Annotated in this window: 25 protein-coding genes; 19 read left to right on the top strand and 6 right to left on the bottom strand. The window is 61.7% G+C overall.

What is annotated here, in order from left to right; genetic code table 11:
• Window positions 1-2: 2 nt before the first annotated feature.
• Window positions 3-2,252: a penicillin-binding protein 1B gene (gene mrcB / locus E2F43_RS17815; RefSeq protein ID WP_133215268.1), complete on the bottom strand. Its 2,250-nt coding sequence runs from the start codon at window positions 2,250-2,252 to the stop codon at window positions 3-5.
• 268 nt (window positions 2,253-2,520) lie between these two features.
• On the opposite strand from mrcB, the gene E2F43_RS17820 reads away from it, so the two are divergent.
• The gene (locus E2F43_RS17820) at window positions 2,521-3,522 is read left to right on the top strand and encodes an adenosine kinase (protein WP_133215270.1); all 1,002 of its coding nucleotides are present in this window, start codon (window positions 2,521-2,523) and stop codon (window positions 3,520-3,522) included.
• A 1-nt stretch (window position 3,523) separates the two neighbouring features.
• Here the strand turns inward: E2F43_RS17820 and E2F43_RS17825 are convergent, their stop codons facing one another.
• Window positions 3,524-5,878 (bottom strand): DNA polymerase II, encoded by a 2,355-nt coding sequence (locus tag E2F43_RS17825; protein WP_133215272.1) that lies wholly within the window; start codon window positions 5,876-5,878, stop codon window positions 3,524-3,526.
• 78 nt (window positions 5,879-5,956) lie between these two features.
• Between E2F43_RS17825 and E2F43_RS17830 the strand changes: the two genes are divergently transcribed.
• Window positions 5,957-6,301, top strand: a complete 345-nt coding sequence (locus E2F43_RS17830) for a pentapeptide repeat-containing protein (RefSeq protein WP_133215274.1) — start codon at window positions 5,957-5,959, stop codon at window positions 6,299-6,301.
• Here the strand turns inward: E2F43_RS17830 and E2F43_RS17835 are convergent.
• Together E2F43_RS17835 and E2F43_RS17840 are read right to left on the bottom strand one after the other, a co-directional pair.
• Entirely contained in the window at window positions 6,298-7,344 is a 1,047-nt protein-coding gene (locus E2F43_RS17835; RefSeq protein ID WP_133215276.1) for a DUF2333 family protein, read from the bottom strand. The two genes, E2F43_RS17830 and E2F43_RS17835, sit on opposite strands and share 4 nt — an antisense overlap.
• Window positions 7,345-7,359: 15 nt before the next feature.
• Window positions 7,360-7,815, bottom strand: coding sequence for a copper chaperone PCu(A)C (locus tag E2F43_RS17840; protein ID WP_133215278.1), 456 nt, complete (start codon window positions 7,813-7,815; stop codon window positions 7,360-7,362).
• A gap of 148 nt (window positions 7,816-7,963) precedes the next feature.
• On the opposite strand from E2F43_RS17840, the gene E2F43_RS17845 reads away from it, so the two are divergent.
• From E2F43_RS17845 to E2F43_RS17900, 12 genes are all read left to right on the top strand, one after another.
• Window positions 7,964-9,700 (top strand): protein-disulfide reductase DsbD family protein, encoded by a 1,737-nt coding sequence (locus tag E2F43_RS17845; RefSeq protein WP_133215280.1) that lies wholly within the window; start codon window positions 7,964-7,966, stop codon window positions 9,698-9,700.
• Window positions 9,701-9,931: 231 nt separating this feature from the next.
• Window positions 9,932-10,375 (top strand): type II 3-dehydroquinate dehydratase, encoded by a 444-nt coding sequence (aroQ, locus tag E2F43_RS17850; protein WP_133215282.1) that lies wholly within the window; start codon window positions 9,932-9,934, stop codon window positions 10,373-10,375.
• A gap of 23 nt (window positions 10,376-10,398) precedes the next feature.
• Complete coding sequence (gene accB, locus E2F43_RS17855; RefSeq protein ID WP_133215284.1) at window positions 10,399-10,869, top strand: acetyl-CoA carboxylase biotin carboxyl carrier protein; 471 nt, start codon at window positions 10,399-10,401, stop codon at window positions 10,867-10,869.
• Window positions 10,870-10,897: 28 nt separating this feature from the next.
• Window positions 10,898-12,238 carry an acetyl-CoA carboxylase biotin carboxylase subunit gene (gene accC, locus E2F43_RS17860; protein ID WP_133215457.1) on the top strand — a complete coding sequence of 447 codons (1,341 nt, stop codon included), beginning with the start codon at window positions 10,898-10,900 and terminating at the stop codon, window positions 12,236-12,238.
• A 73-nt stretch (window positions 12,239-12,311) separates the two neighbouring features.
• Complete coding sequence (gene prmA, locus E2F43_RS17865; protein ID WP_133215286.1) at window positions 12,312-13,205, top strand: 50S ribosomal protein L11 methyltransferase; 894 nt, start codon at window positions 12,312-12,314, stop codon at window positions 13,203-13,205.
• A 107-nt stretch (window positions 13,206-13,312) separates the two neighbouring features.
• Complete coding sequence (gene dusB, locus E2F43_RS17870; protein WP_133215288.1) at window positions 13,313-14,296, top strand: tRNA dihydrouridine synthase DusB; 984 nt, start codon at window positions 13,313-13,315, stop codon at window positions 14,294-14,296.
• Window positions 14,293-14,610 (top strand): DNA-binding transcriptional regulator Fis, encoded by a 318-nt coding sequence (gene fis / locus E2F43_RS17875; protein ID WP_133215290.1) that lies wholly within the window; start codon window positions 14,293-14,295, stop codon window positions 14,608-14,610. Before dusB ends, fis begins: the two co-directional genes overlap by 4 nt.
• A gap of 4 nt (window positions 14,611-14,614) precedes the next feature.
• On the top strand, window positions 14,615-16,183 hold the full coding sequence (gene purH / locus E2F43_RS17880) for a bifunctional phosphoribosylaminoimidazolecarboxamide formyltransferase/IMP cyclohydrolase (protein WP_133215292.1): 1,569 nt from the start codon (window positions 14,615-14,617) through the stop codon (window positions 16,181-16,183).
• Between the two features lie 159 nt (window positions 16,184-16,342).
• Window positions 16,343-17,632, top strand: a complete 1,290-nt coding sequence (purD, locus tag E2F43_RS17885; protein WP_133215294.1) for a phosphoribosylamine--glycine ligase — start codon at window positions 16,343-16,345, stop codon at window positions 17,630-17,632.
• Window positions 17,633-17,652: 20 nt separating this feature from the next.
• A complete protein-coding gene (gene coq7, locus E2F43_RS17890) occupies window positions 17,653-18,297 on the top strand; it encodes a 2-polyprenyl-3-methyl-6-methoxy-1,4-benzoquinone monooxygenase (RefSeq protein WP_133215296.1) in 645 nt (214 codons plus the stop codon).
• A gap of 35 nt (window positions 18,298-18,332) precedes the next feature.
• Complete coding sequence (locus E2F43_RS17895; protein WP_133215298.1) at window positions 18,333-19,109, top strand: class I SAM-dependent methyltransferase; 777 nt, start codon at window positions 18,333-18,335, stop codon at window positions 19,107-19,109.
• 3 nt (window positions 19,110-19,112) lie between these two features.
• A complete protein-coding gene (locus tag E2F43_RS17900) occupies window positions 19,113-19,952 on the top strand; it encodes a sulfotransferase (RefSeq protein ID WP_133215300.1) in 840 nt (279 codons plus the stop codon).
• A gap of 1 nt (window position 19,953) precedes the next feature.
• On the opposite strand, the gene E2F43_RS17905 is transcribed toward E2F43_RS17900, so the two are convergent.
• Together E2F43_RS17905 and E2F43_RS17910 are read right to left on the bottom strand one after the other, a co-directional pair.
• The gene (locus E2F43_RS17905; protein ID WP_133215302.1) at window positions 19,954-21,726 is read right to left on the bottom strand and encodes a sulfatase-like hydrolase/transferase; all 1,773 of its coding nucleotides are present in this window, start codon (window positions 21,724-21,726) and stop codon (window positions 19,954-19,956) included.
• Complete coding sequence (locus tag E2F43_RS17910; protein ID WP_133215304.1) at window positions 21,726-22,748, bottom strand: radical SAM/SPASM domain-containing protein; 1,023 nt, start codon at window positions 22,746-22,748, stop codon at window positions 21,726-21,728. Before E2F43_RS17910 ends, E2F43_RS17905 begins: the two co-directional genes overlap by 1 nt.
• Before the next feature lie 137 nt (window positions 22,749-22,885).
• Between E2F43_RS17910 and E2F43_RS17915 the strand changes: the two genes are divergently transcribed.
• From E2F43_RS17915 to E2F43_RS17935, 5 genes are all read left to right on the top strand, one after another.
• A complete protein-coding gene (locus tag E2F43_RS17915; RefSeq protein ID WP_133215306.1) occupies window positions 22,886-23,224 on the top strand; it encodes an SEL1-like repeat protein in 339 nt (112 codons plus the stop codon).
• Between the two features lie 119 nt (window positions 23,225-23,343).
• Window positions 23,344-24,120, top strand: a complete 777-nt coding sequence (locus tag E2F43_RS17920; RefSeq protein ID WP_133215308.1) for a class I SAM-dependent methyltransferase — start codon at window positions 23,344-23,346, stop codon at window positions 24,118-24,120.
• The gene (locus tag E2F43_RS17925; RefSeq protein WP_133215310.1) at window positions 24,117-25,115 is read left to right on the top strand and encodes a glycosyltransferase family 2 protein; all 999 of its coding nucleotides are present in this window, start codon (window positions 24,117-24,119) and stop codon (window positions 25,113-25,115) included. Before E2F43_RS17920 ends, E2F43_RS17925 begins: the two co-directional genes overlap by 4 nt.
• A 4-nt stretch (window positions 25,116-25,119) precedes the next feature.
• On the top strand, window positions 25,120-26,082 hold the full coding sequence (locus E2F43_RS17930; protein ID WP_133215312.1) for a sulfotransferase: 963 nt from the start codon (window positions 25,120-25,122) through the stop codon (window positions 26,080-26,082).
• Complete coding sequence (locus tag E2F43_RS17935) at window positions 26,072-26,629, top strand: VanZ family protein (RefSeq protein WP_133215314.1); 558 nt, start codon at window positions 26,072-26,074, stop codon at window positions 26,627-26,629. The genes E2F43_RS17930 and E2F43_RS17935 overlap by 11 nt, the downstream gene beginning before the upstream one ends.

The raw sequence follows: 26,629 nt of genomic DNA on the forward strand, positions 1-26,629 counted from the left end.
GTTCAATTGCCGAACAAGGACTCGAACCAGTCGCGGATGCCGGTCTTCCGGGGTGAACAATTGGTGCTGCGTCGGGGCTGTGATCCCTCGATAAATGGCATGCGCCGGGCATTCGGACAGCCTTCGCCGGTAATGCGGCCGTTACTGCTGTCAATCGTTTCAACCACCATGCCTTCCGGCATGTTGTAGGCTACCGGGCGCTTGCTCGATGCCGCCATAAAGTGGGACCAGACCTTGAGCGCACCGCTGCTACCGGTCAGCCCCGTACCCCCGTTATCATCACGACCTACCCAGCTCACCGTTAACAGATCGCCAGAAAAGCCGGCAAACCAGGAGTCACGGCCGTCGTTGGTGGTGCCGGTTTTCCCTGCCACCGTCAGGTTGGCGGGCAGATGACGGTAAGCGCCCTTGCCCGTGCCGTTCTTCATTACATCGATCAGCGCGTACTGCAGCAGGTACACGGCCTGCAGGCTGACCTCCCGGTCATATGTCAGCTCATAGCGGGTATCGATCTCACCGCGGGCATCGAGCACCGTGCGAATGGTTTTTAACGGAGTTCGGTAACCGCCCGAGGCAATGGTCTGGTACATGGTCGCCATGTCGAAGGGGGAATACTCCCCGGCACCCAGAGTCAGCGCCGGAACTTCCGGCACGTAATTCTCAATCCCCAGGCGCCGCAACATGTCGGCCACCACGTCCAGGCCGAGGTCCAGGCCGAGGCGGGCTGTGGCCAGGTTGTAGGACAGTGAAAGGGCCTTGAACAGCAGTACCTCACCATGGGCGATACGATCGAAGTTACGCGGCTGCCATGTTTCCCCGGAGGGCTGGGCCACCGATAACTCGGCATCGGTCAGCACCGTTGCCAGGGAGTAGCGTCTCGGCTGCTCCAGTGCCGCCAGGTAAACGGCAGGCTTGAGCAGCGAACCTGCGGGTCGGCGCGCGTCCAGGGCGCGATTGAACCCGGCATAGCTCACCTTGCGACCTCCTACCAGGGCGGCCACCTCACCACTATCGATGCGGGTGACAACAGAGGCAGTCTGCAACGAGCCCCCGGCATCCAGCTGGTTCATCACCGTCCCGGTGCTGCGCTCGAGCTGGCGCTGCAGCAGCGGGTCAAAGGCGGTAAGAATAGTGAGCCCCTCTGAGGTGAGGTCCTCCTCCCGGTATTGCCTGCGCAGCTGCCGGCGTACCAGGTCGAGGTAGGCGGGAAAAGTGTCGCGAATCCGCGGCGCACTGTTGAGCCCGAGCGGCATGGCCCTGGCAACCACCGCGTGTTCCTCCGAGATAACCCCCTGCTCAACCATCAGGTTCAGTACCACGTTGCGGCGCTCCCGCGCCCGCTCCGGATTGCGGCGCGGATTATAGAGCGAGGGGCCCTTGATCATGCCAATCAGCAGGGCCTGCTGATGCAACCCCAGTTGCTCCAGCGGGGTATCGAAGTAGTGCCGGGCCGCAAGGGCGAATCCGTGAATCGCCCGAGGTCCCTCCTGGCCCAGGTACACCTCGTTGATATAGCTTTCCAGGATCTGGTCCTTCTGGTAGTGCAACTCCAGCAGGATCGCCATCAGCACCTCATTGAGCTTGCGGACGATGGTCCGCTCTGGCGTGAGGTAATAATTTTTCACCAACTGCTGGGTAATTGTGCTGCCGCCCGCTACCACGCGGCCCGACATCAGGTTACTGTAGGCCGCCCGGGCAATGCCAGTAATGGAGAAACCCCAGTGCTGATAGAAGCGCTGGTCTTCCACCGCCAGCAAGCCCTGCCAAAGGGTCTCCGGCACATCCTCGAGCCTGACCAGTATCCGATCTTCGCCGTGGGTGGGGTAAATGCCGCCGATCTGCGCCGGGTCCAGGCGCATGAGGTCCACGCCCCGCCCGGATTCGCTGATGGACTGTACCCGGGTCGGGCCCACCTCGACGATAATCCGCCGCGCCGGCTCCGTCTCGCTGGGGAAGTCAAAGCCGCGGGTGAAAATCTCGAAACGTCCACGGTTCCGCGCAACCTGGCCCGGGCTGCGGGTATGACCGACCTTGCGATAGCCAAGCACTTCCAGTTCGTAGGCCAGCTCGTCCGGCGTCAGCTCGGCGCCGGCATACAGGTCCAGTGGGCGGGCATACACCTTGGCCGGGAGTTCCCACATTTTGTCGGTAAAGGTGGTGGTGATTCTGGCGTCGAGGAAGACGAGGTAGCCGGCAGCGATGACAGCCAGGACCAGGAACAGCTTGAATAACAGGTGACGGGTTTTCTTCATAGCGCGCGAGTGTAACTTAATTCATTGGCAACTTTCGCGGTCAGGGCGCCAAAATTGTCGCTGATGCTACCCGCCGGCCCGACATGGAGGATTGGCTTGCAGGGTACGCTACAAGCACGTCCCTGTGCGCTCGGCTTCGGCCATCCCTGGCCTCAGACGCCCCTGCAAACCAACCCGCCACCCCGTGCCTGACATCGTGCAATTAATTGCCTTTAAACCTGGCTGTGAATCCGGATAATACCCCGCTGATCTTATAAGGACCCTGGAAATGAAGAAGTACGTCGCCTACGGCATCGGCGCTGCGCTGGTGGATACTGAAATCAAGGTGGAGGACAGCGAGCTGGTGCAGATGAACGTCGACAAGGGCATGATGACCCTGGTGGACGGGGAACGACAGGCGGAACTGCTCAGCCATCTCGAAGGCCACCTGGTGAAGGCCAGCCATGCCAGTGGCGGCAGCGCGGGTAACTCGATGATTGCCACGGCACAGTTCGGCGGCCCCACCTTTATGAGCTGCAAGGTGGCCAATGATGCCGACGGCGACATCTACATTGCCGACCTGGAGGCAGCGGGGGTCGATCACTGCCTCAACGGAGAGCGCGAAGAGGGTACCACCGGCAAGTGCCTGGTACTGATTTCCCCGGACGCGGAGCGCAGCATGAATTCGCACCTGGCAATCAGCGAAACGCTGTCAGTGGAGCAACTGGTGCCGGACGCGATTACCCGCTCCGAGTACCTGTACATCGAGGGCTACCAGGTGACGTCTGCCACCGGCCGGGCCGCCGCCATCCGGGCGCGTGAAATTGCCGAGGAAGCCGGCGTCAAGACCGCAATCAGTTTTTCCGATCCGGGTATGGTGGAGTTCTTCCGTGAGGGCATGGAGGAAATGGTCGGCCAGCGAGTCAACCTGGTGTTCTGTAATGAGGCGGAGGCGCTGGGCTGGGGACAGACCGACAATCTGGAAGTGGCCATTGAGAAACTCAAACAGGTCGCCGACACCTTCGTTATCACCCGTGGCAGCGAAGGCGCACTGACCTTTGATGGCAGCTCACTGGCAGAGATTCCCCCGCACAGGGTGCAGGCCGTCGACAGCAATGGCGCCGGGGACATGTTTGCAGGGGCTTTCCTCTATGCACTCAGCCGCGGTGAGGACTTCCCTACTGCCGGCCGCTTTGCCAGCCTCGCGGCGGGCAGGGTCGTGGCCAATTACGGGCCGCGCCTGCCAGCGGCGGATTACCCTGCGCTGCGGGCTGAATTTTTCGGCGATTGAATCAAAACAAGTCGATCTGCTTGTCCACCAGCCCGCGAAAAGACATCCCGAGAAAGCCCAGGATGCCATCTGCCACGGGTTGCAGCTGGCGCTCTACATAGTGCTCATAGTCCAGCGGAGCCAGCGCGGCCTGGGCGGGCTCCGCTCCCGCCGAGGTAATCACGTACTCCACCCAGCTGCCCCGTGACGGCGTTTTCAAACCACGGGCTTCGCACAACCGGGCGGCCTGCACGTGGGGCGGCACATTGCGCTCATACTCACCCAGCTTGCGCCGCAGGCGTTTGCGATACACCAGTTCCTTGTCGCGCTCCCCGGACCGCAACTGCGCGGTGACTTCCCGCACGTAGCCTGCGAAGGGCTCACCATAAAATATCCGCCGGTAGAGCTCTTCCTGGAAATCGCGGGCCAGTCTGGTCCAGTCGGTGCGCACGTTCTCCAGCCCCTTGAACACCAGCTCATCCCCGTGCTTGCCGGCCACCACCCCCGCATAACGCTTTTTGCTGCCCTTGTCAGAACCGCGCACGGTGGGCATCAGGAAACGCTTGTAGTGCGTCTCGAATTCCAGCTCGAGAACACTGTCGAGCTGGAACTGTTGCGCAATCTCCCGCTGCCACCATTGGTTGAGGTTGCGTTCCAGAGCCCGGCCCGCATTGACCGCATCCTCATCCGTGGCGGCGTCCTGGATCCAGACAAACACGGAATCGGTATCCCCGTATATCACCCGGTGCCCGGCGTCCTCGATACGGTCGCGGGTACGCTGCAGTATCTGGTGCCCGCGGCGGGTAATTGAGCTGGCCAGCCGGGCGTCAAAAAAACGACACCCCGGCGTACCCAGCACCCCGTAGAAACTGTTCATGATGATCTTGATCGCCTGCGACAGTGGCGCATCACCGGCCTGCCGGGCATCATCCCGCTGCCGCCAGAGCTGCTGGATCAGGTCGGGCAGAATATGCCCGTCGCGGGCGAAGCGGGCACCGAGGAACCCGGGCACCGTCTGGTCTGCCTGTAAGCTACCTGAAACGCCCAGGGCGAGGCCCAGAGGATCGATACCGAAGGTGCGGATGATGCTCGGGTACAGGCTCTTGAAATCCAGCACCAGCACGTGATCGTAAATTCCCGGGGTCGAATCCAGTACCCAGCCGCCGGGACTGGCGGTGTGATCGCTGCTGGCATTGGGCGCCACAAAACCGGATCGATGCAGTCGCGGCAGGTACAGGTTATCAAAGGAAGCCACCGAGCCGCCCATGCGATCCATGTTGAGGCCGGTCATGGCGGTTCGAGCTACTGCAAAATCCAGCAGTGATGTCGCCTGGAATATTTCCGAGACCAGTTCACAGTCTTTCAGGTTGTAGGCCGCAAGTGCCGACTTGTCATGCTCGAACAGGCTTCCTATTTCTTCACCGCGATCTGCACCCTGCAGCAATTTGCCCTCTCCCAGCAGTTCCCGGGCGACATGATCGAGGGCGAAGCTCTCGAAATTGTAGAAGGCGGCCCGCAGCATATCGATACCGTCCAGCACCACCCTGCCGGGGCATTGCACCGCCCGGCGTTCACCGTCGTCATCCAGCTTGCGCCAGTGCGCAGGGCGTCGGTCGCGTCCCAACAGCAGGCGCCGACCGAGCTGATCAGCAACACGCTGCAGGTACCAACAATCGAAATTGATGACATTCCAGCCAATGAGCACATCAGGATCGTAAGTCACCAGCCAGTCGAGAAAGCACTCCAGCAATTGCTGCTGGTTGGCGCAGGGCTGGACATAATCCTGCCCGGCACCCTCCCCGATCATGAATACCCGGCGGACCTGCTGATCACCATCGACGCCATGCACACCGATGGAGTACAGCTGCACGCCGCTCATTGCGGTTTCGATGTCAAACGACAGGACTCTCAGTTGCGGCCGGTAACCGGCGCTGCGCATCCGGGGGTTGTCCATGCGCCAGAAGCCGCCCCGTTGCCGGGCAGTGCCATGAAGCTCGACACCGCCAGCAATGAATCGCTCCATCAGGTAGCGGTCGGCGGGGTTGATATCGGCCTCCAGCGGGTCGAGACCGGCTTCCCGCAACCGGTCAGCCAGTTGTCGGCTGCGGCGATAGCTGCGGCAGTAAACCCCCACCACCGGCATTAGTGCGAAGCACTTCAGCTCCAGCGGTCGAAATTCAATACCGGGTTCACTGCCAGCCACTTCCCTGGCCTGGTCCACGGCATCCGTGGCAATAAAAAATACACTCTGCTCGTCCCGCACCAGGGCGCAGAGCGGCCCCCGGTCGGTGGCAAACCAGAATTCCAGCTCGATGCCATTGGGGCCATCCCGCCAGTTGCGGGTCAGCAGGAATCCACTTATTGTTACTTCGTTCAAGCCGGTTCTCTTGTCTCAGCCTGCGGGGCAGCTTAAGCTATGCTCCCCCTATGGGGGCTATATTCGAAAGGTAATTGCATGAACAAGCCCGTAATAAAACCAGACCCTCTCTACCAGCTGTTACGCAACGAGGACATCAAGAGCTTCAACGAACAGCGAGACACACTGGACAGCAGCGAACTCAAAAGCGGAGACTACCGCGGCCGTGACCTGCGCAACATGAATGCCGACGGGCTGGACTTCAGCAACTCCTATTTCCGCAACGCGGACCTCAGCGGTATCGATTTTCGCAACACCAACCTCGAGGGCGCCAGCCTGCTGGATGCGAAGCTGTCCGGGACTTACTTCCCGAAAGAGCTGTCAGCTACCGAAATCCGCCTGTCGCTGGATACCGGCACCCGGCTGCGCTACAACCGCGATTAACCCTGTAGCAGCAGGTCCCGCAGGTCAATAATCGCTGCGTTGGCCCGGCTGATATAGGAGGCCATCACCAGCGAATGGTTCGCCACCAGACCGAAACCGGTACCGTTGAGAATCATCGGGCTCCACACGGTCTCCTGTGACGCCTCCAGTTCCCGAATAATCTGCTTGAGGCTGACCCTGGCATTTTTCTGCTGCAGCACGTCGGCAAAATCCACTTCCACTGCCTTGAGGAAGTGGATCAGGGCCCAGGTCGTGCCGCGGGCCTCGTAAAACACGTCATCGATTTGTAACCAGGGCGTTTTCACTTCCATTTCCGCCGGAGCAGCGGTTGATTGGCTGGCCCCCACATCCCCGGCCAGGTCAGTATTCAAACGGCGCTGGCCGACGCTGGCCGATAGCCGCTGGGACAGGGAGCCAAGGCGGGTATTGACCGTTGACAACCAATAGCGCAGGTTGTCTGCCCGGGCGAAGAACTGGGCCTCGGCCTGCCCGCTATCGGACAGGCGGCGGAAGTAGCTGCGGGTGAAGTCCTGGGCCTTGCGATACTCGGATTCGGACGAGGGCAGCACCCAGCTGTTGGAGTCGAAGTGATAGCGGGGCTCGGCAGCCGAGAGATCCTCGTCTTCGGTGGACTGGGACTGGGAGCGGCTGAACACCTCGCGCATGGCCCGCGACAGATCGCGCACCTGAATCAGGGCCCCGTATTCCCAGTTGGGCATGTTGTCCAGCCAGATACCGGGAGGGAAGCGATCGTTGTGCAGGTAGCCTCCGGGTTTTTCCAGCAGGGTGTCCATCACCCCCATCAGCGCCGCCGTGGTGACCGAGCCGGTGACGATTTCAACGCCATCCTCAGCGGCATAAGCGGCCGCTTTTTCCCGCGGGTCAAAATAGTCTGGCGTCAGGCTCCAGATGATCCCCACCACCAGCGCTATCAACAGGTAAACTGCCAGCGCCAGCAGTATCCAGCGGATCGGCCTGGTATCCGGCAACAGGTCAACCAGCCCATCGCGCCAATCCAACAGGGTTTCCTTTAAAGAGTTCATCCGATAATCGCCTTGTCAGTGATGTTGGTGATGACTGTGATCCGTGGTGGCGCTCTTGCGCACTGCGGCGGTGACACACTGTTCCCCGGCATCTGCGAACAGCAGACACATTTGCCGCTGTTCGCCGGGCCGTGGCATTCCTGCAAGCTCGAACAGCATGAAGTGACTGCCACCCGGTGCCAGGGAAACCGTCTGTCCCGCCGGTATCGACAGTGTAGACAATCGCTCCATGCGGATCAGCCCGTCCACGTCCCGGTTGGTGTGGATCTCGACCCTTCCCGCGCCTTCTACCCTGGCTCCCACCAGGGCAATTGCCGTGGGGCCGGTATTGCTCACCTCGGCGTAGGCGGCAGTGACCGGCTGGGTGGGGGGCAGCGCCCGAATCCAGGCATCCCGGACCACGGGCTCGGCCACAGCCAGCATACCCGGTGACGCCAGCAACAAAAACAACAGACAACGAGGTAACAACACCAACCACTCCTGGGAAACTAACGCCGTTTTGGGACGTCCTACACTATAACATCGCTGGCATGACCGGGGCAGTGGATTGGGTGGCGACTCCAACACTGGTAAACTCCGTTGCTTGTTCCCGGCCTGTCAGGCACAACCAAGGACTTTCATGCGCTCACTGCTAATCGGCCTGCTACTGCTCAGCCCAGTTCTCGCGCTGGCACAAACACTCGACGGCGCTGCCAAGCCGCTGTTCGGTGTCGGTACCACCACCGAATTGCTGCCCGTTGAAGAGGCCTATCAGCTTGAAGTGGAACTTGCCGATGAGCGGGCGGTCCGCCTTTACTGGCAGATTACCGAAGCCTATTACCTCTACCAACACGCCTTCAAGTTCAGGCTGGAGGCCGACGGCGAGCTGCTGGCAGTAAGCCCGGAGTTTCCCCAGGCGCTTGAGCGCACCGACGAATATTTCGGGGAGGTCAGCGTTTACTATGACAATGCCGACATTCTGTTGGCAGCTGAGCGGCCGATTCCCGCCGGCGCAACCTTGGCCGTAACCTTCCAGGGCTGCGCCGACGCCGGCCTTTGCTATCCACCAAGGACCCAGTTTTTTTCCCTGGATCCTGCGTCAGGCGCCACTGAAATCCCCCGGCCCGGCCGGCAACAGTCCGCCACCGACACTGCGGTCCAGACCACCGCCGACTTCGGCTCCCTGCCCTACATGCTGCTGCTGGCCTTCCTCGGCGGCAGCATCCTCAACCTGATGCCCTGCGTATTCCCCATCCTGTCGCTGAAAGTACTCAGCTTTGCCCGCAGCAGCGATCACTCCAGGCACCTGCACAGCTGGGTTTACACCGCTGGCGTGGTGCTCAGCTTTGTCGCCGTGGCGGCACTGCTGATCGCCCTGCAACGGGCAGGTAGCGCAGTGGGCTGGGGCTTCCAGTTACAGTCGCCGGGCTTCGTCATCGCCCTGACCTACCTGTTTCTGGTGATGGGCCTGTCCCTGTCGGGCCTGGTGCAACTGGGCGGCAGCCTGATGAATGCGGGCAGCGGCCTGGCAGATCGCGGTGGACTCTCCGGCAGTTTTTTCACGGGAATCCTGGCAGTAATCGTAGCCAGCCCCTGCACCGCCCCTTTTATGGGCACGGCCCTGGGTTTCGCGGTAACCCAACCGCCGGCGATCGGCCTGGCGGTATTCGCCTCGCTGGGACTGGGTATGGCAGCACCGCTACTGCTGTTCAGCTACAGCGGAGGCGCCCGGGCCCTGATGCCCAGACCCGGCCCGTGGATGGAAACCCTGAAACAATTCCTGGCGTTTCCGTTGTATGCCGCTGCGATCTGGCTGCTGTGGGTGGCCGGCCGGCAGACCGGGGTCAACACCATGGCTGCGGTGCTGGCGGGTGCGCTGGTACTGACCATGGCCCTGTGGCTGTGGGGGCTGGGGGGCTGGAAACGGGGAGCAGCGGTGGTCTGTGCCCTGCTGGCTATCTCACTGGCCAGCTGGCGTGGACTGGATGAGAACGGCAGGGGTGAAGCCCAACTGGCTGCGGGGCTGGTGCCCTTCTCGGAACAATCACTGGCACAATTGCGCCGGGAAGGCTCGCCGGTGTTTGTGGACGTTACCGCGGACTGGTGCATTACCTGCCTCGCCAATGAGAACGCCGTACTGTTCACCGACGAGATGACAGCCGCCTTCGAGGATCACGGTGTGGTCTACATGGTGGCGGACTGGACCAATTACGACCCGGATATTGCCCGTTTCATCAGCAGTCACGGTAGAACAGGCATTCCCCTGTACCTGATGTACCCCGCCGACCCCGGTGCGGAGCCCCTGTTGCTGCCACAAATCCTCACCAGGGACACCGTTTTTCAGGCGTTGAGAGCTGTAACTGGCAATAACTCTTAATTTGCCAGCAGTTTTCTCGACGTTGGCGGCAAATCGGACAACTGGCAGGATCTGGTGCCGTCTGTCCATCAACCGGACCGGAGATGTCCACAACTTCATAAAAATAGCTAACTTCTGCAATATCGCAGCTAAATGCTGGCAAAATTCAAAAAAATCACCTGAAGCATGGACAGTGCACCGATATTGGGCCAAACTTGTACAAAATGCGCCAGGCTCCAGGAGCAGCTGCAAGTGGCAACTATTCTCGTACTTCACGGCCCCAACCTTAATCTGCTGGGCGAGCGCGAGCCCGGAATTTACGGCCATGCCACCCTCAACGATATCAACCAGCAGCTGCAACAACAGGCCCGGGACAAGGGCCACCACCTGCTGTCTGTGCAGTCCAACGCCGAATACGAACTGGTTGAGCGGATACAGGACGCTCGCCACGAAGGGGTTAATTTCATCCTGATTAATCCCGCCGCCTTCACCCATACCAGTGTCGCCCTGCGCGATGCGCTGGCGGCAGTTGAAATACCTTTTATCGAAATTCACCTGTCCAACGTGCACGCACGAGAAGAATTTCGCCGCCACTCCTATTTCTCCGATATTGCCCAGGGCGTCATTTGCGGGCTGGGCCCGCAAGGCTATGAACTGGGCCTCCAGGCAGCCCTGCGCTACCTGGAACAATCCTGATAACCGACCAAGAGAGAAACGCTATGGATATTCGCAAGGTTAAGAAACTGATCGAGCTCCTTGAAGAGTCAAATATCGACGAGATCGAAATCAAGGAGGGCGAAGAATCCGTGCGCATCAGTCGCAACGGTGCCCAGGCCATGATGGCGGCGCCAGCGCCGGTTTATGCCCAGGCACCCGCCCCAGCCGCAGCACCGGCGCCCGCGGCACCGGCACCCGCAGCCGCCGAAGCCCCCGCCGAGAGTGCACCGGCCACTTCCGGCCACGTGGTCAAATCCCCGATGGTCGGCACTTTCTACCGGGCCCCGGCGCCCACTTCACCGGCCTTTGCCGAAGTGGGCCAGACGGTCAAGGTAGGCGACGTTATCTGTATCGTGGAAGCGATGAAAATGATGAACCAGATCGAGGCGGACAAATCCGGCACTATCGAGGCTATCCTGGTAGAGAACGGCGAGCCCGTAGAATTCGACCAGCCCCTGTTCTCCATCGTATAGGGCCTGGCCCGAGGATCTAGACATGCCCATTCTGGACAAGGTACTTATCGCTAACCGAGGCGAGATAGCCCTGCGTATTCTGCGGGCCTGCAAGGAACTGGATATCAAAACCGTGGCTGTGCATTCATCCGCTGATTCCGAGCTGATGCATGTGCGACTGGCCGATGAATCAGTCTGTATCGGCCCTCCCTCCTCTACCGACAGCTACCTCAACGTACCCGCGATTATTTCTGCCGCAGAAATAACCAATACCACCGCCATACACCCGGGTTACGGCTTTCTCGCGGAAAACGCGAATTTCGCCGACCAGGTGGAAAAAAGTGGCTTTACCTTTATCGGCCCGACCGCAGACACCATTCGCCTGATGGGTGACAAGGTGTCGGCCATTGAGGCCATGAAGCGCGCCGGCGTGCCCACCGTGCCAGGATCCGACGGCCCACTCACCGACGATCACGATCGCACCCGGGAAATTGCCCAGCGGGTGGGCTACCCGGTCATCGTCAAGGCTGCCGCCGGCGGTGGCGGGCGCGGCATGCGTGTCGTGCATAACGAGGAAGTGCTGATCAGCTCTATCGAGGTCACCAAAAGCGAGGCGGCGGCGGCCTTCGGTTCAGACGTGGTCTACCTGGAAAAATTCCTGCAGAAGCCCCGCCACGTCGAGATCCAGATCATCGCTGATGGCCAGGGCAATGCTATCCACCTGGGGGACAGGGACTGCTCCCTGCAGCGCCGCCACCAGAAGGTACTGGAAGAAGCACCGGCCCCCGGTATTCCCGAGGACCTGCGGGCACAGGTGGCCGAGGCCTGCGTCAACGCCTGTATCGAGATTGGCTACCGTGGCGCCGGGACCTTTGAGTTCCTGTATGAAGACGGAGGCTTTTATTTCATCGAGATGAATACCCGGGTGCAGGTGGAACATCCGGTCACTGAAATGATTACCCGCTTTGATATCGTCAAGGAGCAGCTGCGCATTGCCGCCGGTATGCCCCTGTCCGCTGCCCAGGAAGACATCGATTTCCAGGGCCACTCCTTTGAATGCCGGATCAACGCTGAAGACCCACAAAACTTCCTGCCTTCCCCCGGCAAGGTCACCACCTTCCACGCCCCCGGCGGGCTGGGGATACGGGTCGACTCGCACCTGTACGACGGCTACACCGTGCCGCCTTTTTACGACTCGCTGATCGCCAAGATCATCAGTTTTGGCGAGTCCCGTGACGTCGCCCTGGCGCGGATGCGCCAGGCCCTGGATGAACTGGTCATCGAGGGTATTCGCACCAACACACCACTGCACCGTGACCTCACCCGCGACCGCGCCTTCCAGGCCGGCGGTGTAAGTATTCACTATCTGGAAAGCAAGCTGGAAGACTAGCGATGCCCCGGGCACTGACGGCGGGAAGACACGCGGTGTGTCGCCCCCGCACGACTGACCGGGGGCAACCACGGTGAGCTGGATTCAACTGCGGCTGGACACCCACCCCGAGCAGGTCGCCCAGCTGGAGGAGCTGATGCTCGCCAGCGGCTCGGTGGCGGTGACCCTGGAAGATAACGCCGACCAACCGGTACTGGAACCCGCCGTGGGAGAAACCCCCCTGTGGGGCCAGACCCGGCTCACCGGCCTGTACCCCGCGGACACCGAGATGAGCGCCGTGCTGGCTCACTTCCCCGCGCACCTGCTGGCCCAGTGCAACCAGCGTATTGAGATTCTCGAGGACAAGGACTGGGAACGGGAGTGGATGCAGCACTACCAGCCCATGCAGTTCGGCAAGCGCCTGTGGGTCTGCCCCAGCTGGCTGGAACCGCCCCAACCCGATGCAGTCAACCTGCTGCTGGATCCCGGCCTCGCGTTCGGCACCGGCACCCATCCCACCACCGCCCTTTGCCTGTCGGAACTGGATGGCATGTCTCTTCAGGACCAGGTGGTGGTCGACTATGGCTGTGGTTCCGGCATTCTGGCAGTGGCCGCACTGAAGCTGGGCGCTGCCGAGGCCCTGGGGGTGGACAACGACCCTCAGGCACTGGTGGCGAGCAGGGATAACGCGGGCCGCAACGGCGTCGACCCGGCCCAGTTCCCGGTGGCGCTGCCGGGCCAGTATGACAACGCACATTGGGGCCAACGGGCGGACACGGTGATCGCCAATATCCTCGCGGGCCCCCTGATGGAACTGTCGGACACCCTGCTGCACTGTCTCAAGCCCGGCGGCACATTACTGCTGTCAGGATTGCTGGACAGCCAGGCCCCGGGAATGATCGAACACTACGGCTCCCGGCTTCCCTTGCACGTGGCGGGAGTACTTGACGGCTGGGTGTGTTTGCGCGGCGAACTGCCGATAACTTGAACTGCCTCGCAAACTGGCGGTTTTTTGTGCAGAAAATCTTCCCCGCGTAACTTCATGGGAGTATCATACCGCCTCTTTTTCGCACCAATCTTCAGTAGACGCTATCAATGCCGCAGATCGGACCGTACAAGCTGGCCAATCAGGTAGCCCTTGCGCCTATGGCAGGTGTTACCGACTTGCCCTTCCGCCGCCTGTGCGCACAAATGGGTGCCGGGCTGGTGGTGTCGGAAATGATCAGCAGCAATCCGCGGTTGCGCCATTCTCGCAAGACCGCCTGGCGCAGTGTCCACGATGCGGAAGTGGAACCCCGCTCGGTACAGATAGCCGGCAGTGAACCTGCCGAAATGGCCGCCGCCGCGCGCTACAACGTTAACGCAGGCGCTCAGATTATTGACATCAATATGGGTTGCCCCGCCAAGAAGGTGTGCAAGAAGGCCGCAGGCTCGGCGCTGCTGGCGGACGAGGCCCTGGTGCGGGACATTCTCAAAGCGGTGGTCGCCGCGGTGGCTGTGCCCGTTACCCTGAAAATTCGCACCGGCGCCTGCCCCGATGCCCGCAACGGCGTCACCATCGCCAGAATTGCCGAGGACGCCGGCATCGCAGCCCTGGCGGTTCACGGGCGCACCCGCGCCTGCAAGTTCGAGGGTGACGTCGAATATGACACCATTGCTGCCATCGTCGAGGCGACGGAATTCCCGGTGTTCGCCAATGGCGATATCGACTCGCCGGAAAAAGCCGCCAGGGTCCTGGCGCACACTGGCGCCGCCGGGGTGATGGTAGGCCGTGCCGCCCAGGGCAGACCCTGGCTGTGTGGCCAGATCGCCGCACACCTGGCCGGCGACCCCGTAGCCGATGTGCCGGCCGAGCAGCAACAGGCCATTCTGCGCCGCCACCTGCTGGCACTGCACGACTTCTACGGGGAGTTCATGGGCGTTCGAATCGCCCGCAAGCACGTGGCCTGGTACCTGCAGGACCAGCCCGACTGCCGCTCCCGTCGCACGGCCTTCAACAGCCTGCAGAGCGCGACGGAGCAACTGCAACAGATTGACCAATTCTTCAACACTGACTTCAACAAGGAACTCGCAGCATGAGCAGGGCTGAACCCCTTCACGCGACCGTGGACGGCGACACCGCCGCCAATGACGAACAGCTTCAAGCCACCGAAGCAGCAAGCCTGCGCGACGCGGTTACCGCCAGCGTTCGCAAGTATCTCGCCGAACTTGACGGCCAACTTTCCACCGACGTCTACCAGATGGTACTGGCGGAAATGGAAGCGCCGTTACTGGAGGAGATCATGGCTTACACCCGCAACAACCAGACCAAAGCCTCCATCATGCTTGGCCTGAACCGGGGCACCCTGCGCAAGAAGCTTAAACAATACGGCCTGATCGGCAGCAAGGACTGATTACATGAGTGAACTGGTAAAGGTTTCCCGCGCCCTGATCAGCGTTTCAGATAAATCCGGCATCGTCGAGTTTGCCTCCGCCCTGCGCGACCAGGGCGTCGAACTGCTTTCCACCGGCGGCACCTACCGGCTGCTGCAGGAAAACGGCCTGGCCGTGACCGAGGTCTCCGAGTACACCGGTTTCCCGGAAATGATGGACGGCCGGGTCAAGACCCTGCATCCCAAAGTCCATGGCGGCATTCTTGCCCGCCGCGGCCAGGATGATGCCGTGATGGCTGAGCACGGCATTGACGCCATCGACATGGTCGTGGTCAACCTCTACCCCTTTGAGGCGACCGTGGCCCGCCCCGACTGCAGCCTGGATGACGCGGTGGAAAATATCGATATTGGCGGACCGACCATGGTGCGGGCCGCCGCCAAAAACCACCGATTCGTCAACATCGTGGTCAATGCCAGCGACTACGCTGCCATCATAGCGGAAATGCAGGCTAACAACGGCGCCACCAGCCTGGAGACCCGCTTCGACCTGGCGATCAAGGCCTACGAACACACCGCCGCCTACGACGGCGCCATTGCCAATCACTTCGGCAAACTGGTGCCCGGCGGATCCGAAACCTTTGCCCGCACCTTCAACGTCCAGTTCCACAAATTGCAGGAGATGCGCTACGGGGAAAACCCCCACCAGAAAGCCGCCTTCTACGTGGAAAAGTCGCCTGCCGAGGCAGGCATAGCCACTGCCAGACAGATCCAGGGCAAGGAGCTTTCCTACAACAATGTGGCCGATACCGACGCCGCCCTGGAATGTGTCAAGAACTTCGATCAACCCGCCTGTGTGATCGTCAAGCACGCCAATCCCTGCGGTGTCGCGGTCGCCAGCGACATCGGCAAGGCCTACGACCTGGCCTTTGCCACCGACACCGAGTCCGCCTTCGGCGGCATTATCGCCTTTAACCGGGAACTGGATGCAGCCACGGCTGCCGCCATCTGTGAGCGCCAGTTTGTCGAGGTGATTATCGCTCCCAGCGTCAGCGCGGAAGCGGCGGCCGCGGTTGCCGAAAAGAAAAACGTACGCCTGCTGGAATGTGGGCAGTGGTCTACACCCGGCCCGGCTCTGGACTACAAGCGGGTCAATGGAGGCCTGCTGGTACAGGACCGTGACCTGGGCATGGTTGCTGCTGGCGACCTCCAGGTGGTCAGCAAGGTACAGCCCACCGAACAGCAACTGAAAGACCTGCTGTTCGCGTGGAAGGTGGCCAAGTTCGTCAAGTCCAATGCCATTATCTACGCCAAAGACGGCCAGACCGTGGGCGTGGGCGCCGGCCAGATGAGCCGGGTGAACTCCGCACGTATCGCCGCCATCAAGGCGGAACATGCCGGCCTGGAGGTCAGGGGCTCGGTGATGGCCTCGGACGCTTTCTTCCCCTTCCGGGACGGTATCGACAGCGCCGGTGAACGCGGCATTGCTGCGGTGATCCAGCCTGGGGGCTCGATTCGCGACGAGGAAGTCATCGCCGCCGCCGACGAGCACGGCATGGCGATGGTGTTTACCGGCATGCGGCACTTCAGGCACTGATCACACTCAGCTCATCACCCCCGCGAACGAGGTGAATTGCGACACAGTCGCAAGAGAGGGCACCCTGGGGTGGGCGGGGGTCCAGCGGCTTTCGATGAACCACGACCCTGGATTCCCGCCTCCGCGGGACTGACGAAAACCAGTGACGAGGAGAATACTTTGAACGTACTAATCATCGGCAGTGGCGGGCGTGAGCACGCCCTGGCCTGGAAAGCAGCCCAGTCTGAGCAGGTGGACACCGTCTACGTGGCTCCCGGTAACGCGGGCACCGCCGGCGAACCGGGTATTGAAAATGTCGCCATCGACGTGGCCGACTTCAACGCGCTGGCCGATTTCGCCGAGAGCAACGGGGTAGGCCTGTGCATCGTTGGTCCCGAGCAGCCGCTGGTAGACGGCGTGGTGGACTACTTCGCCGAACGCGGCCTGCGCTGCTTTGGCCCCCGTAAAGGCGCCGCCCAACTGGAGGGCTCCAAGGCTTTCACCAAGGATTTTCTGGCCCGCCACAATATCCCCACGGCGGCCTACGCCAACTTCACCGAACTGGAACCGGCCCTGGCCTACCTGCGGGAGCAGGGCGCTCCCATCGTGGTCAAGGCCGACGGCCTCGCTGCCGGCAAGGGGGTCATCGTCGCCGAGACCCTGCAGCAGGCCGAAGAAGCAGTCACCGATATGCTGTCAGGCAACGCCTTTGGTGAGGCCGGTTGCCGGGTAGTCATCGAGAAATTCCTGGAAGGTGAGGAAGCCAGTTTTATCGTCATGGTCGATGGTGAGAACGTGCTGCCCATGGCCACCAGCCAGGACCACAAGCGCATCGGCGAAGGCGACACCGGCCCCAACACGGGTGGCATGGGCGCCTACTCACCGGCCCCGGTGGTGGATGAGGCCGTCAACCAGCGCATTATGGACGAGGTTATCATGCCCACGGTGCGCGGTATGGCCGCCGAGGGCAATGATTACACCGGCTTTCTCTACGCCGGGCTGATGATTTCTCCCAGCGGCGAGCCAAAAGTCATCGAGTACAATTGCCGCTTCGGCGACCCGGAAACCCAGCCGATCATGGTGCGGCTGCAGTCTGACCTGGTAGCTCTGTGCGAAGCGGCGCTGGACAAAAAGCTGGACACCGCCAGTGCAGACTGGGACAGCCGCTGTGCGATCGGCGTGGTACTGGCGGCCGGTGGCTACCCGGGAAGTTACGCCAAGGGCACAGTGATCAGCGGACTGGACGCGGAGCAGGCCGGTAATATCAAGGTATTTCACGCTGGCACAGCCCGGGATGGCGACAATATCGTCACCAGCGGCGGCCGGGTGCTGTGCGTAACCGCACTGGGCGACAACATCGCCGCGGCGCAAAAGGACTGCTACCTCGCCGCGGACAAGATCAGCTGGGACGGCGTGACCCTGCGCCGGGACATTGGCTGGCGCGCCATCGCGCGCTATAGTCAGGGCTGAATTCACAGAGCCCTGTTGCCATGCGCAAGCGCAGATTATCACTGCTGGACCGATTTATCTCCGAAGCGGATTCGGTGATGCGCACCATCACCAACCGCGGCCACTCCGCTGGCCGCCCCTCCCCCGCGGAAGGCCACAGTGAGAGTGAACTCTCCGCCAGGGAGCGTGCGCACGTGGCCGGCCTGATGCGGGTCAACCACACTGGCGAGGTTTGCGCCCAGGCACTTTACCAGGGCCAGGCACTGACCGCGCGCCTGCCCAGGGTGCGCGAGGAAATGCAACAGGCCGCCGACGAGGAGATTGATCACCTGGTGTGGTGCGAGCAGCGGTTGCGCGAGCTGGACAGCAATACCAGCGTGCTCAACCCCCTGTGGTACGGCACGTCCTTCGCCCTGGGCGCTATCGCCGGCGCCATTGGCGATGATGTCAGCCTCGGGTTTGTCGCCGCCACCGAGGAACGGGTCTGCAATCACCTCAAGGATCACCTCAAACAATTACCCGAGGAGGACCGCAAATCGCGGTTGATCCTGCAGCAGATGCTCGAAGATGAGGAGCGTCACGGTACCAGCGCACTCGAGGCCGGGGGCAAGGATTTTCCGGATTCGGTCAAGGACGCAATGACGTCTGTGTCCCGGCTGATGACCGGCAGCAGCTACCGCATCTGACCCTAACGCACACCGGTTTCACGGATTCACCCACAATGATTGAATGGCAGGATAAAACGCGCTTCCGGGTCGGGGACGTCAACTTCCGCGGCTTCGACTGGGTATTCGGCTCCCGGGAGTCCACCACTGACGAATATTTCCTGCAAAAAGATGCAGCGATGATCGACGTGTACGAAGGGCTATTCGCCAGTCTGCAACCCCGCCGCATCGTCGAACTGGGTATCTGGCAGGGCGGCAGCTGCGTGTTTTTCCACGCCCTGGCGCGGCCGGAGAAACTGGTGGCCATAGAGCTCAGCACCCAGCGGATCGCCGCGCTTGACAGCTACATCACTGACGGCTGCCGGCAACAGTCACTGGTCCCCCACTATGGGGTAAACCAGGCTGACACTGCGGCCCTGGCGAACATTCTGGCGAAGGAGTTCGGCGAAGAACAACTCGACCTGGTGATCGACGATGCCTCCCACTTTGTCGAGGAAACCCGCACCTCCTTTAACCTGCTGTTTCCGCGCCTGCGGCCGGGCGGCGTCTATGTCATCGAGGATTGGGCCTGGGGCCACGATCCGGTCGATCAACCGGACAGTGCGGTCAATCTCTACCCTGACCGCGAACCCCTCTCCCGGCTGGTATTTGAGATCGTGCTGGCTACCGCGTCGACTCGCGGACTTATCGCCGGGGTGGACATCGATCGCAACCTGGTGAGGATCATCCGGGGCAGTGCACCGCTGGAGAGGGAGGGCTTTGACGTCGCCCGTTGCTGCCTGCCCAGAGGTCGCAGCATGCTGGCTGACCCTGCCGCCAATCACCCGGCCTGACTGATGACCCCGGGCAAGCAGAAGCGCTACCTGGAACCCTACCAGCAGATAATGGCAGGGCAACTCGCTGAGGGGAGCCAGACGGCGAGCCGGATACCCGACCCGATCGGCGTGGGCGCCGTAGGCGGCAGCGGCACCCGGGTGGTGGCACAGCTTCTCGCCACGGCCGGCGTCGCCATGGCTTCACCCATCAACCGCGCCGGCGATGCGCTGGAGTGGCCGCCCTACCGGGCAATATTCGCCGCGCCGACGCTGCAACAACGCCCCGCCGAGCTGGTCCTGGACAACACCCATCGGGCCTTCGAGCAACTGCTGGCTGCGCGCCGCAGTGCGCTGGGCCTCAGCGGACGCGCGGGATGGAAAGTCCCGGAGACATTTTTTCGCCTCGAATGGCTCAACAGTTACTTCCCGCAACTCCAGTACGTACACCTGATCCGCCATGGCCTGGATATGGCCTACTCGGATAACCAACGGCAGGCAAAGAACTGGGCGGAAACCCTGGGGCTGGACGTGCGCCATGATGACCAGGGCAGGCTCTCGGCGGGCACCATGCTGGAGTACTGGTTAACCGCCAACGAAGTCGCCGGGGAAACCGTGGCCCGGATACTCCCCGGGCGCGGCTACGTTTTGCGTTTCGAACGGCTTTGCAGCCAGCCCCGGGAAGAAATCGCCGCCTTGCTGGCATTCCTGCGATTGCCCTGTCCGGAACCGCTGCTGGCAGAGCTGGCCGCCCTGGTGCAACCGCCCGCCTCCATCGGTCGTTACCGTTCCCGGCCCTGGCAGGAGGATATCAGCGCCGGGCAACGGGCCAGGCTGGAAAAGCTGGGTTACAGCGCGAACTGATTCAGGGCGGGCAGTGCGCCTCTCCTCCGGTGAGCGCGCGATAGTGAGCTGTCGGATTGTTATCGAGATAGGTGTTGCTGATCAGCAACTCGCCGCTGTCCGCCGCCACCCGGGTGGGAGCATAGCTGTCCTCCAGCACTGTCGATACCAGGCTCTCCCGGCCACTGGCCAGTAACTCATCGTCCAGGTAGACCCGCAGGTGGACCTCGGCATCGCGCACACGCCGGGCCGGCCACTGGTAATAGGCCGACACGGTCAGCAATTGGCAGCCGGCCCCAGGCAGCTGAGACTGCAGCTCCACGCCCGGTATCTGCAGCGCCAACTGAGCGCCCCCCAGATGGATATCCAACTGCTGCTCCTGCGCCACCAGGCGGCTGTAGGGGCGATCAGTCCGGACAGGCAATTGCAGGGTCCAGCCGCCGTATCCCGGTGTGCGCCGGTAACTGTCGCCAGCGTATTCGCGGCTGCCCTGCGACCCGGATGCGGATTGCACTTCTACCCGCCTTATACTGCTCTGCCACTGGTGATATTCGTCCCGTATTCGGGTCTGCTCCCGGGGGGTTGCAGGCCGGGGCGGCGCAAAATAGTTCTCGCCGGAAGCCCGTTCCTGCACCTCCACGCCCAGGCCCAATTGCTCACGCTGCAGGTCCAGCACCCCGTAGGCGCCCCATTCAGGGATATCAATATCCCAGTAGACTCGCGGAGGTCTCGGCAGGCTTTCGCCGTGCAGCAGCGGACCAAGGTCAAGCCCATCAAGGTCCTCCACCGCCGGCAGACCGGCGTAAGCCAGTAGTGTCGGCATCAGGTCGCGAATGAAGACGGGCTGTTCGATGTCCATCGGCGCCAGGCGGCCGGCCTGCGAGAGAATCAACGGCGTTCTGATACCGCCCTCGTAAAAGGTGGTCTTCTTGCCGTAAAACGGCTTGTTACTGTCGCGAACCCGGTTGACACCGCCGTTGTCGCTGGCAAAAACCAGCAGGGTGTTTTCCAGTTGCCCACTGTCGGCCAGCGCTTGTAACAGACGGCCCACAGCCTCATCCAGTTGCGCCAGCAGTGACAGGTACTCTCCCTCGGGAGAGTCGGGAAAGCGGCCCGCAAACCGCGGCGCGGCCTGCACCGGGTTGTGCGGGGCAAAGTACCAGAGATTGAGAAACCAGGGGCGCGCCCCCTCTCCGAGCCGGTCGATGCGCTCAATTGCCGCGTCGGTGAGCAAATCCGTCAGGTGCCCTTTGTGCTGGACCGGCGGCTGACCCGCACGCTGCAGCCAGGGGTCAATATAGGACGCTGCCGGCCTCGCCAGGGATCCGTACCGCGTGGTCAGCGCATGGAGGAATCCGTACCAGTCGTCAAAACCCTGGGACCCGGGCTCCGCGGAGCCAACGCCGTGGCCCAGGTGCCATTTGCCGATATGCGCGGTGGCGTAACCTCCATCACGCAAGGCCTCGGCCAGGGTGACATGCTCCGGCCCGATGCCGCGGAAATGGGGAGGCACGCCAACACGACTGGCAGCCTTGCCGGTGAGCAACTCAACCCGGGCGGGGCGGCAACTTGGCTGGGCGTAATGGCGGCGGAATCGAACCCCTGCGGCGGCCAGGGCATCCAGGTGCGGGGTAACCGCCGAGCCATCCCCGAACGCGCCGAGGTCATTGTTCCCGAGATCATCGGCCAGAATCAGCAGGATGTTGGGGCGACCCGCTGAGGCACCGGTCGACGGACCGTCGGCAGAGCACCCGGCCAGCAGGAGCAGGGAGAGCAGCCAGCAGGCCCTCGGCATCAGCCGGAGCGCGCGAGCAGTGTCTGGTCCTGGGCCAGTACCCGTTCGCGCCAGTCCAGGTCCTCGTGCATGCCGGGAAAACCCTGCTGGTCCGACCGCAGGGTGTCCAGCAGGCTGGACACATCATCGTCGGTGGCAAAACCGGCATCCCGCTCGAGCAAGATCTCACGCACCTTGTTGCCAGGATCCAGGTCGCAGTTGTTACAGGCGGAGATACCGCCACGGGCCAACAGCTCAAGCTTGGTGTTATTCAGCTCGGTAAACCCGAGCTCGCTTACATGACCCAGGGGGGTGGTTTTCTCGTAGTCGTTGCAGCACACATAATAGTGCCCACTCCAACCCACGAACAAAAACTTGAAAGCGGCATCGCAGAGACTGGAGATCCCGTGCTGGCTCATCAGCTCCTGGGCCTCATCAGTGGCAGAGCGGCTTTCCAGGAAGAGCTTGCCGTTGTCGCAGGCGCCGCCGCGGTTGTTCTGGCTGAACACCAGGAATCTTTTGACACCGTGTTCCCGCCAGAACGCTTTCATTTCCTCGATCTTGCCCTTGTTGATGTCGTGCTCAACAATATTGATGGTGATCTCCACCTGGTCACGGGCGATTTCGACGAACTTCAATGCGTTGGTCATGGAGTTGTCAAAATCCAGGTTATACACCTCCTCGTAGTCGTCGCCGAAATCACTGATGCTCAGACTGATCTCCTTGAGGCCGGCGTCGACCAGGTCCCGGGCCAGGTTCTCGTGCAATTTCGAGGCATTACTGGTCATGCCCACGCGCAAACCCTTTTCGGTCGCGTGGTGCATGAACTCCACGATGTCGGCATGCAGGGTGGGCTCGCCCTGGCCGGTGAAGGTCACCTTTGGCAGTGGCGCGGGCAATTCCAACACCCGGTCTATCGCGCTAAAGAAGTTTTCCCGGCTGAGCATCCCCTGCTGCGGAGTCTTGTCGCGAGGGCAGAAGGAACACAGGGCATTGCACCGATTGGTCAACTCGATATCGACTAGCACGTGAGAAAACTTCATAATGGCCCTGCTTGCAGCGACGGCCCGACGCGAGGCGCCAAGCGTGAATAAGCGGACAAGAATATAGCACTGCCTGACCCCGTTCAATCGCCGGTATCGGCGACGATGCTAAAGCAACCACTAAACATGACCGGAACATGCTCTACCTGATCGCGGCTGTCGCCGCGCTAATCCTCGCCTTTGTTATCTGGCAACGACGCCGACCGGAAGCACCCGCGTCGCCAGAACCAGAGCCCCTGCACCTGGGCATCAAGGCCTACATGCGCGAGGATTATGCGAGGGCCGAACCGGTGTTGCGCCACCATGCCGAGGCGGGCGAGCTGAAGGCCCAGCAGTTACTGGCCAAGATGTACTATTCCGGCCACGGTGTTCCCCAGGATCGCGAGCGCTACCTCCACTGGCTGGAACAGGCCGCGGCCCAGGGCGACCGCAGTGCCAAAGCGCGCCTGAAGGCGGCACGAAAACAGGGATCTTGAGCGCCTGCGCCGGTTGCGCGGCACTCCCCGGGCCGCTTAGAATGCTCGCAACAGACTGATAATTCTTCAAAAACTTGTGAGTGCATGCAGGCCGCGCCCACCCTCCCCAGGTGTACCCGATGTCCCTATATTTTCCACCCAGCCTCCGTGTTGATTTCGAGCCCAGACTGGGAGGCCAGAGCACCTGGCAGGACCACGCGGCCTTCGGCTATGACCTGGTGGCCGCAAAAGCGCCCCGACTGCTGGTGGAACTGGGCAGCCAGCGCGGCTTTTCCTTTGGCGTGTTCTGCCAGTCGGCGCGGACTCACTCACTGGACTGCACCTGCTATGCGGTCGACACCTGGGCAGGAGATGAACATACCGGCAGCTACGGGGAAGAGATCTACGACAAACTCGCCAGTCACATTCGCGAGTACTACCGTCACTATGCCTACCTGCTGCGCATGACGTTTGACGAGGCGGTGGGCCAGTTCAGCGACGGCAGCATCGACCTGCTCCACATCGACGGACTGCACACCTATGAAGCGGTCTCGCACGACTTCCATACCTGGTACCCCAGGGTCGCAGCAGGCGGCGTCATCCTGTTCCATGACATCGCAGAGAGACAGGGTGATTTCGGTGTGTGGAAGCTGTGGGAGGAGCTGCAACAGCAACACCCCTGCTTCACCTTCAAACATGGCCACGGACTCGGTGTGCTGCGCAAGCCGGGGGGTGTGGAACTCGCTGACGAACCGCAGTTGATTCAATTGTTGTTCGGGGGCTCCGCGGAAGACCGGCAAACCGTGGCGGAGATGTACAGTATCGCCGGCCAGTTTTTGAAGAACCGCCGCCAGGCCCGCAAGTTTCGGGAGGGCCGGGAGCAGGCAATCAAGCGCAAGATGACCGGGCAGGCATGAATACCGCATCCCGGCCCCAGCTCTCCGTGGTGGTGGTGGCCTACCGCATGCCAGCGCAGCTGCAGCGCACCCTCTATACACTGTCAGCAGCCTACCAGCGAAACGTGCACCCGGATGATTATGAAGTCATCGTGGTGGAGAACCGCTCTGACCAGAACCTGGACGAAAGCGTGGTGGCGGGACTGCCGGGCAACTTCCGCTATTTCCTGCGCGACGAGACCAGCCCAACGCCGGTGCACGCCCTCAACTTCGGCTTCGAGCAGGCCCAGGGCGAGTACATCGGGATCATGATCGACGGGGCACACATGATCACGCCTCGTGTCATTGAGCACGCCATGGCCTGTTTTCGAGCTCATCCCAACTGCCTGGTGGCGATTCCGGTTCACCACCTGGGTCCGCAAGAGCAACACATCAGCACTCGCGAAGGCTATGACACGGCTGAACAGGACAGACTGTTGGGCGGCGTGGACTGGCGCACCGACGGTTACGAACTGTTCCGCATCAGCGTCTGGTGTAGCGCCCACTCCCGGGGCTTCATGCAGCCTATTTCCGAGTCCAACTGCTACTTTGTGCCGCGGCAAAACCTGGCCGCCATCGGTTACGCCGATAGCAGCTTTGACTACGAGGGGGGCGGCGCCATCAATCTGCACATGTTCCGCGCCCTCGGCCTGTTTCCCGGCAGCACCTACGTCCTGTTGCATGGCGAGGCCAGCTTCCACCAGTTTCACGGCGGGGTAACCTCCAACGAAACCCGCGAGCAGGTGGTTGACAAGTTCTTCCAGCAACTGAGTGACCACTGGCAGGGCCAGTACCGGGCGCTGACCCGCGAGCCACTGTTCTACGGCAGTATCAGTCCCCAGGCCCAGGTCCTGGTCACCGCCGCGTCGCGCTTCGGCGAGCGGCGGGCAAAACGGCTGGGCGACATGGGTCAACCCCTGTGGCCGGAGCGAGCCGCCGGCGCCCTGGAGGACCTTCCGATATTCGGGAGCGAGTGACACCATGAACCCGCCTGCGCCTCTGCTGCACATCGGCTATCCCAAGTGTCTGTCCACCTGGATGCAGCAGTGCCTGTTCCAGCCGGAACAGGGCATGGTCAATGTAATGAACCCCTTTGACATCCAGTTGGGACTGGTGAGTCCCGACCCGCTGGAATTCGAGCCCGAGGCATTTACCACGGAGTTCTGGAAGCGCTACCGTGAGCGGTCCCCCGGGACCGACCTGCTGCCGGTACTGAGTTCCGAAAATCTGGTGGGAGCGATCAGCCACGCCGGCTATAACGCGAAGGACAATGCCGACAAGCTGCACGCCTGCTTTCCCGATGCCAGCGTGCTGATCGTCATCCGTGAGCAGCGCTCGGCCCTGCGTTCCCTGTACCGCACCCTGGTCGCCTGGGGCATGCCGTATTCCCTGGGGCAATTACTGCAACCGGAATCCCATTGGCGCCATATGGCGCCCTCCTTCTCGCCCACAGCCCTGGAATACCACCGGCTTATCGCCTATTACCAGCAACTGTTTGGCGCGGCGCAGGTGAAAGTCCTCTGCTACGAGGCTTTCGCTGAACAGCCCGGGGCATTCGTCAACGAGATTGTCAGCCACTGCCAGTTGCCCGCTGACCCTAATCGACTGGCCGGGCTTCGTGTCGAGCGGCGCATCAACCCCGGAACTGCCCTCTACGGCATCGAAAAACATCGGCTGGCAAACCGCCTGTACCGCAACCTGTACAACGCCAACGGCCTGATCCGGGAGACAGAGCAACGCCAGTTCAAGCGCATGGCCGACTTCCGGCGGCGGCGGGAAGGGCTGCTGGACAGGTTGTTGTCCCCTTACCTTGAACGCAGGTTCTCTGCCCGCTTGCTGGCAGCGACGGCCGGCATGTTCGCAGACAGTAATCGCAGGACGATGGAGTTGACTGGATTACACCTGGACGCATTCGGTTACCAACTGGAGTCGAATGACGCTTAGGGCATTCAATAGCGTTTTTTACCAATCCAGGACCTGGGCAGTTATCTGGGCCTATATCCTGTTGACCTACCTCACCTTGCCGGTGATGCGCGATCTGCTCAACTATTTGCGGGATATGCTGGGCAGACAGCAGTTGGGGATGGCCTTCAACAGTGCACTGGCCATCGTTGGCCTGGCCATACTGTTCCTCACCCTGGCCCGGCGTGACTGGAAAACCGTGCTCTCGGTGGGCACTGCCCTGACCCTGATCGGCCTGATCGCGGTGCAGCTGAAAATACCCGAGGAGCGCTTTCATTTTCTGCAGTACGGCCTGCTCGGCGTGCTGGTCTTTTCCACCGCCCGCGAATATTCACTCCGTACAACAGTCCTTCTTGTACTGTTTGTGGTGGCGGTGGGTATTGGCGACGAAACCATACAGTGGCTACTGCCCAACCGGGTGGGAGACCTCCGCGACGTGGCCATGAACAGCGCAGCCGGCGTACTGGGGGCCTGGATTGGCAGGGCGTATTTCTGGCAGCCACAGGCAGACAACCCTGCCGAAAGTTAG

This window comes from Seongchinamella unica (assembly GCF_004354085.1).
In the GTDB taxonomy this organism is placed as follows: Bacteria; Pseudomonadota; Gammaproteobacteria; order Pseudomonadales; family Halieaceae; genus Halioglobus; species Halioglobus unicus.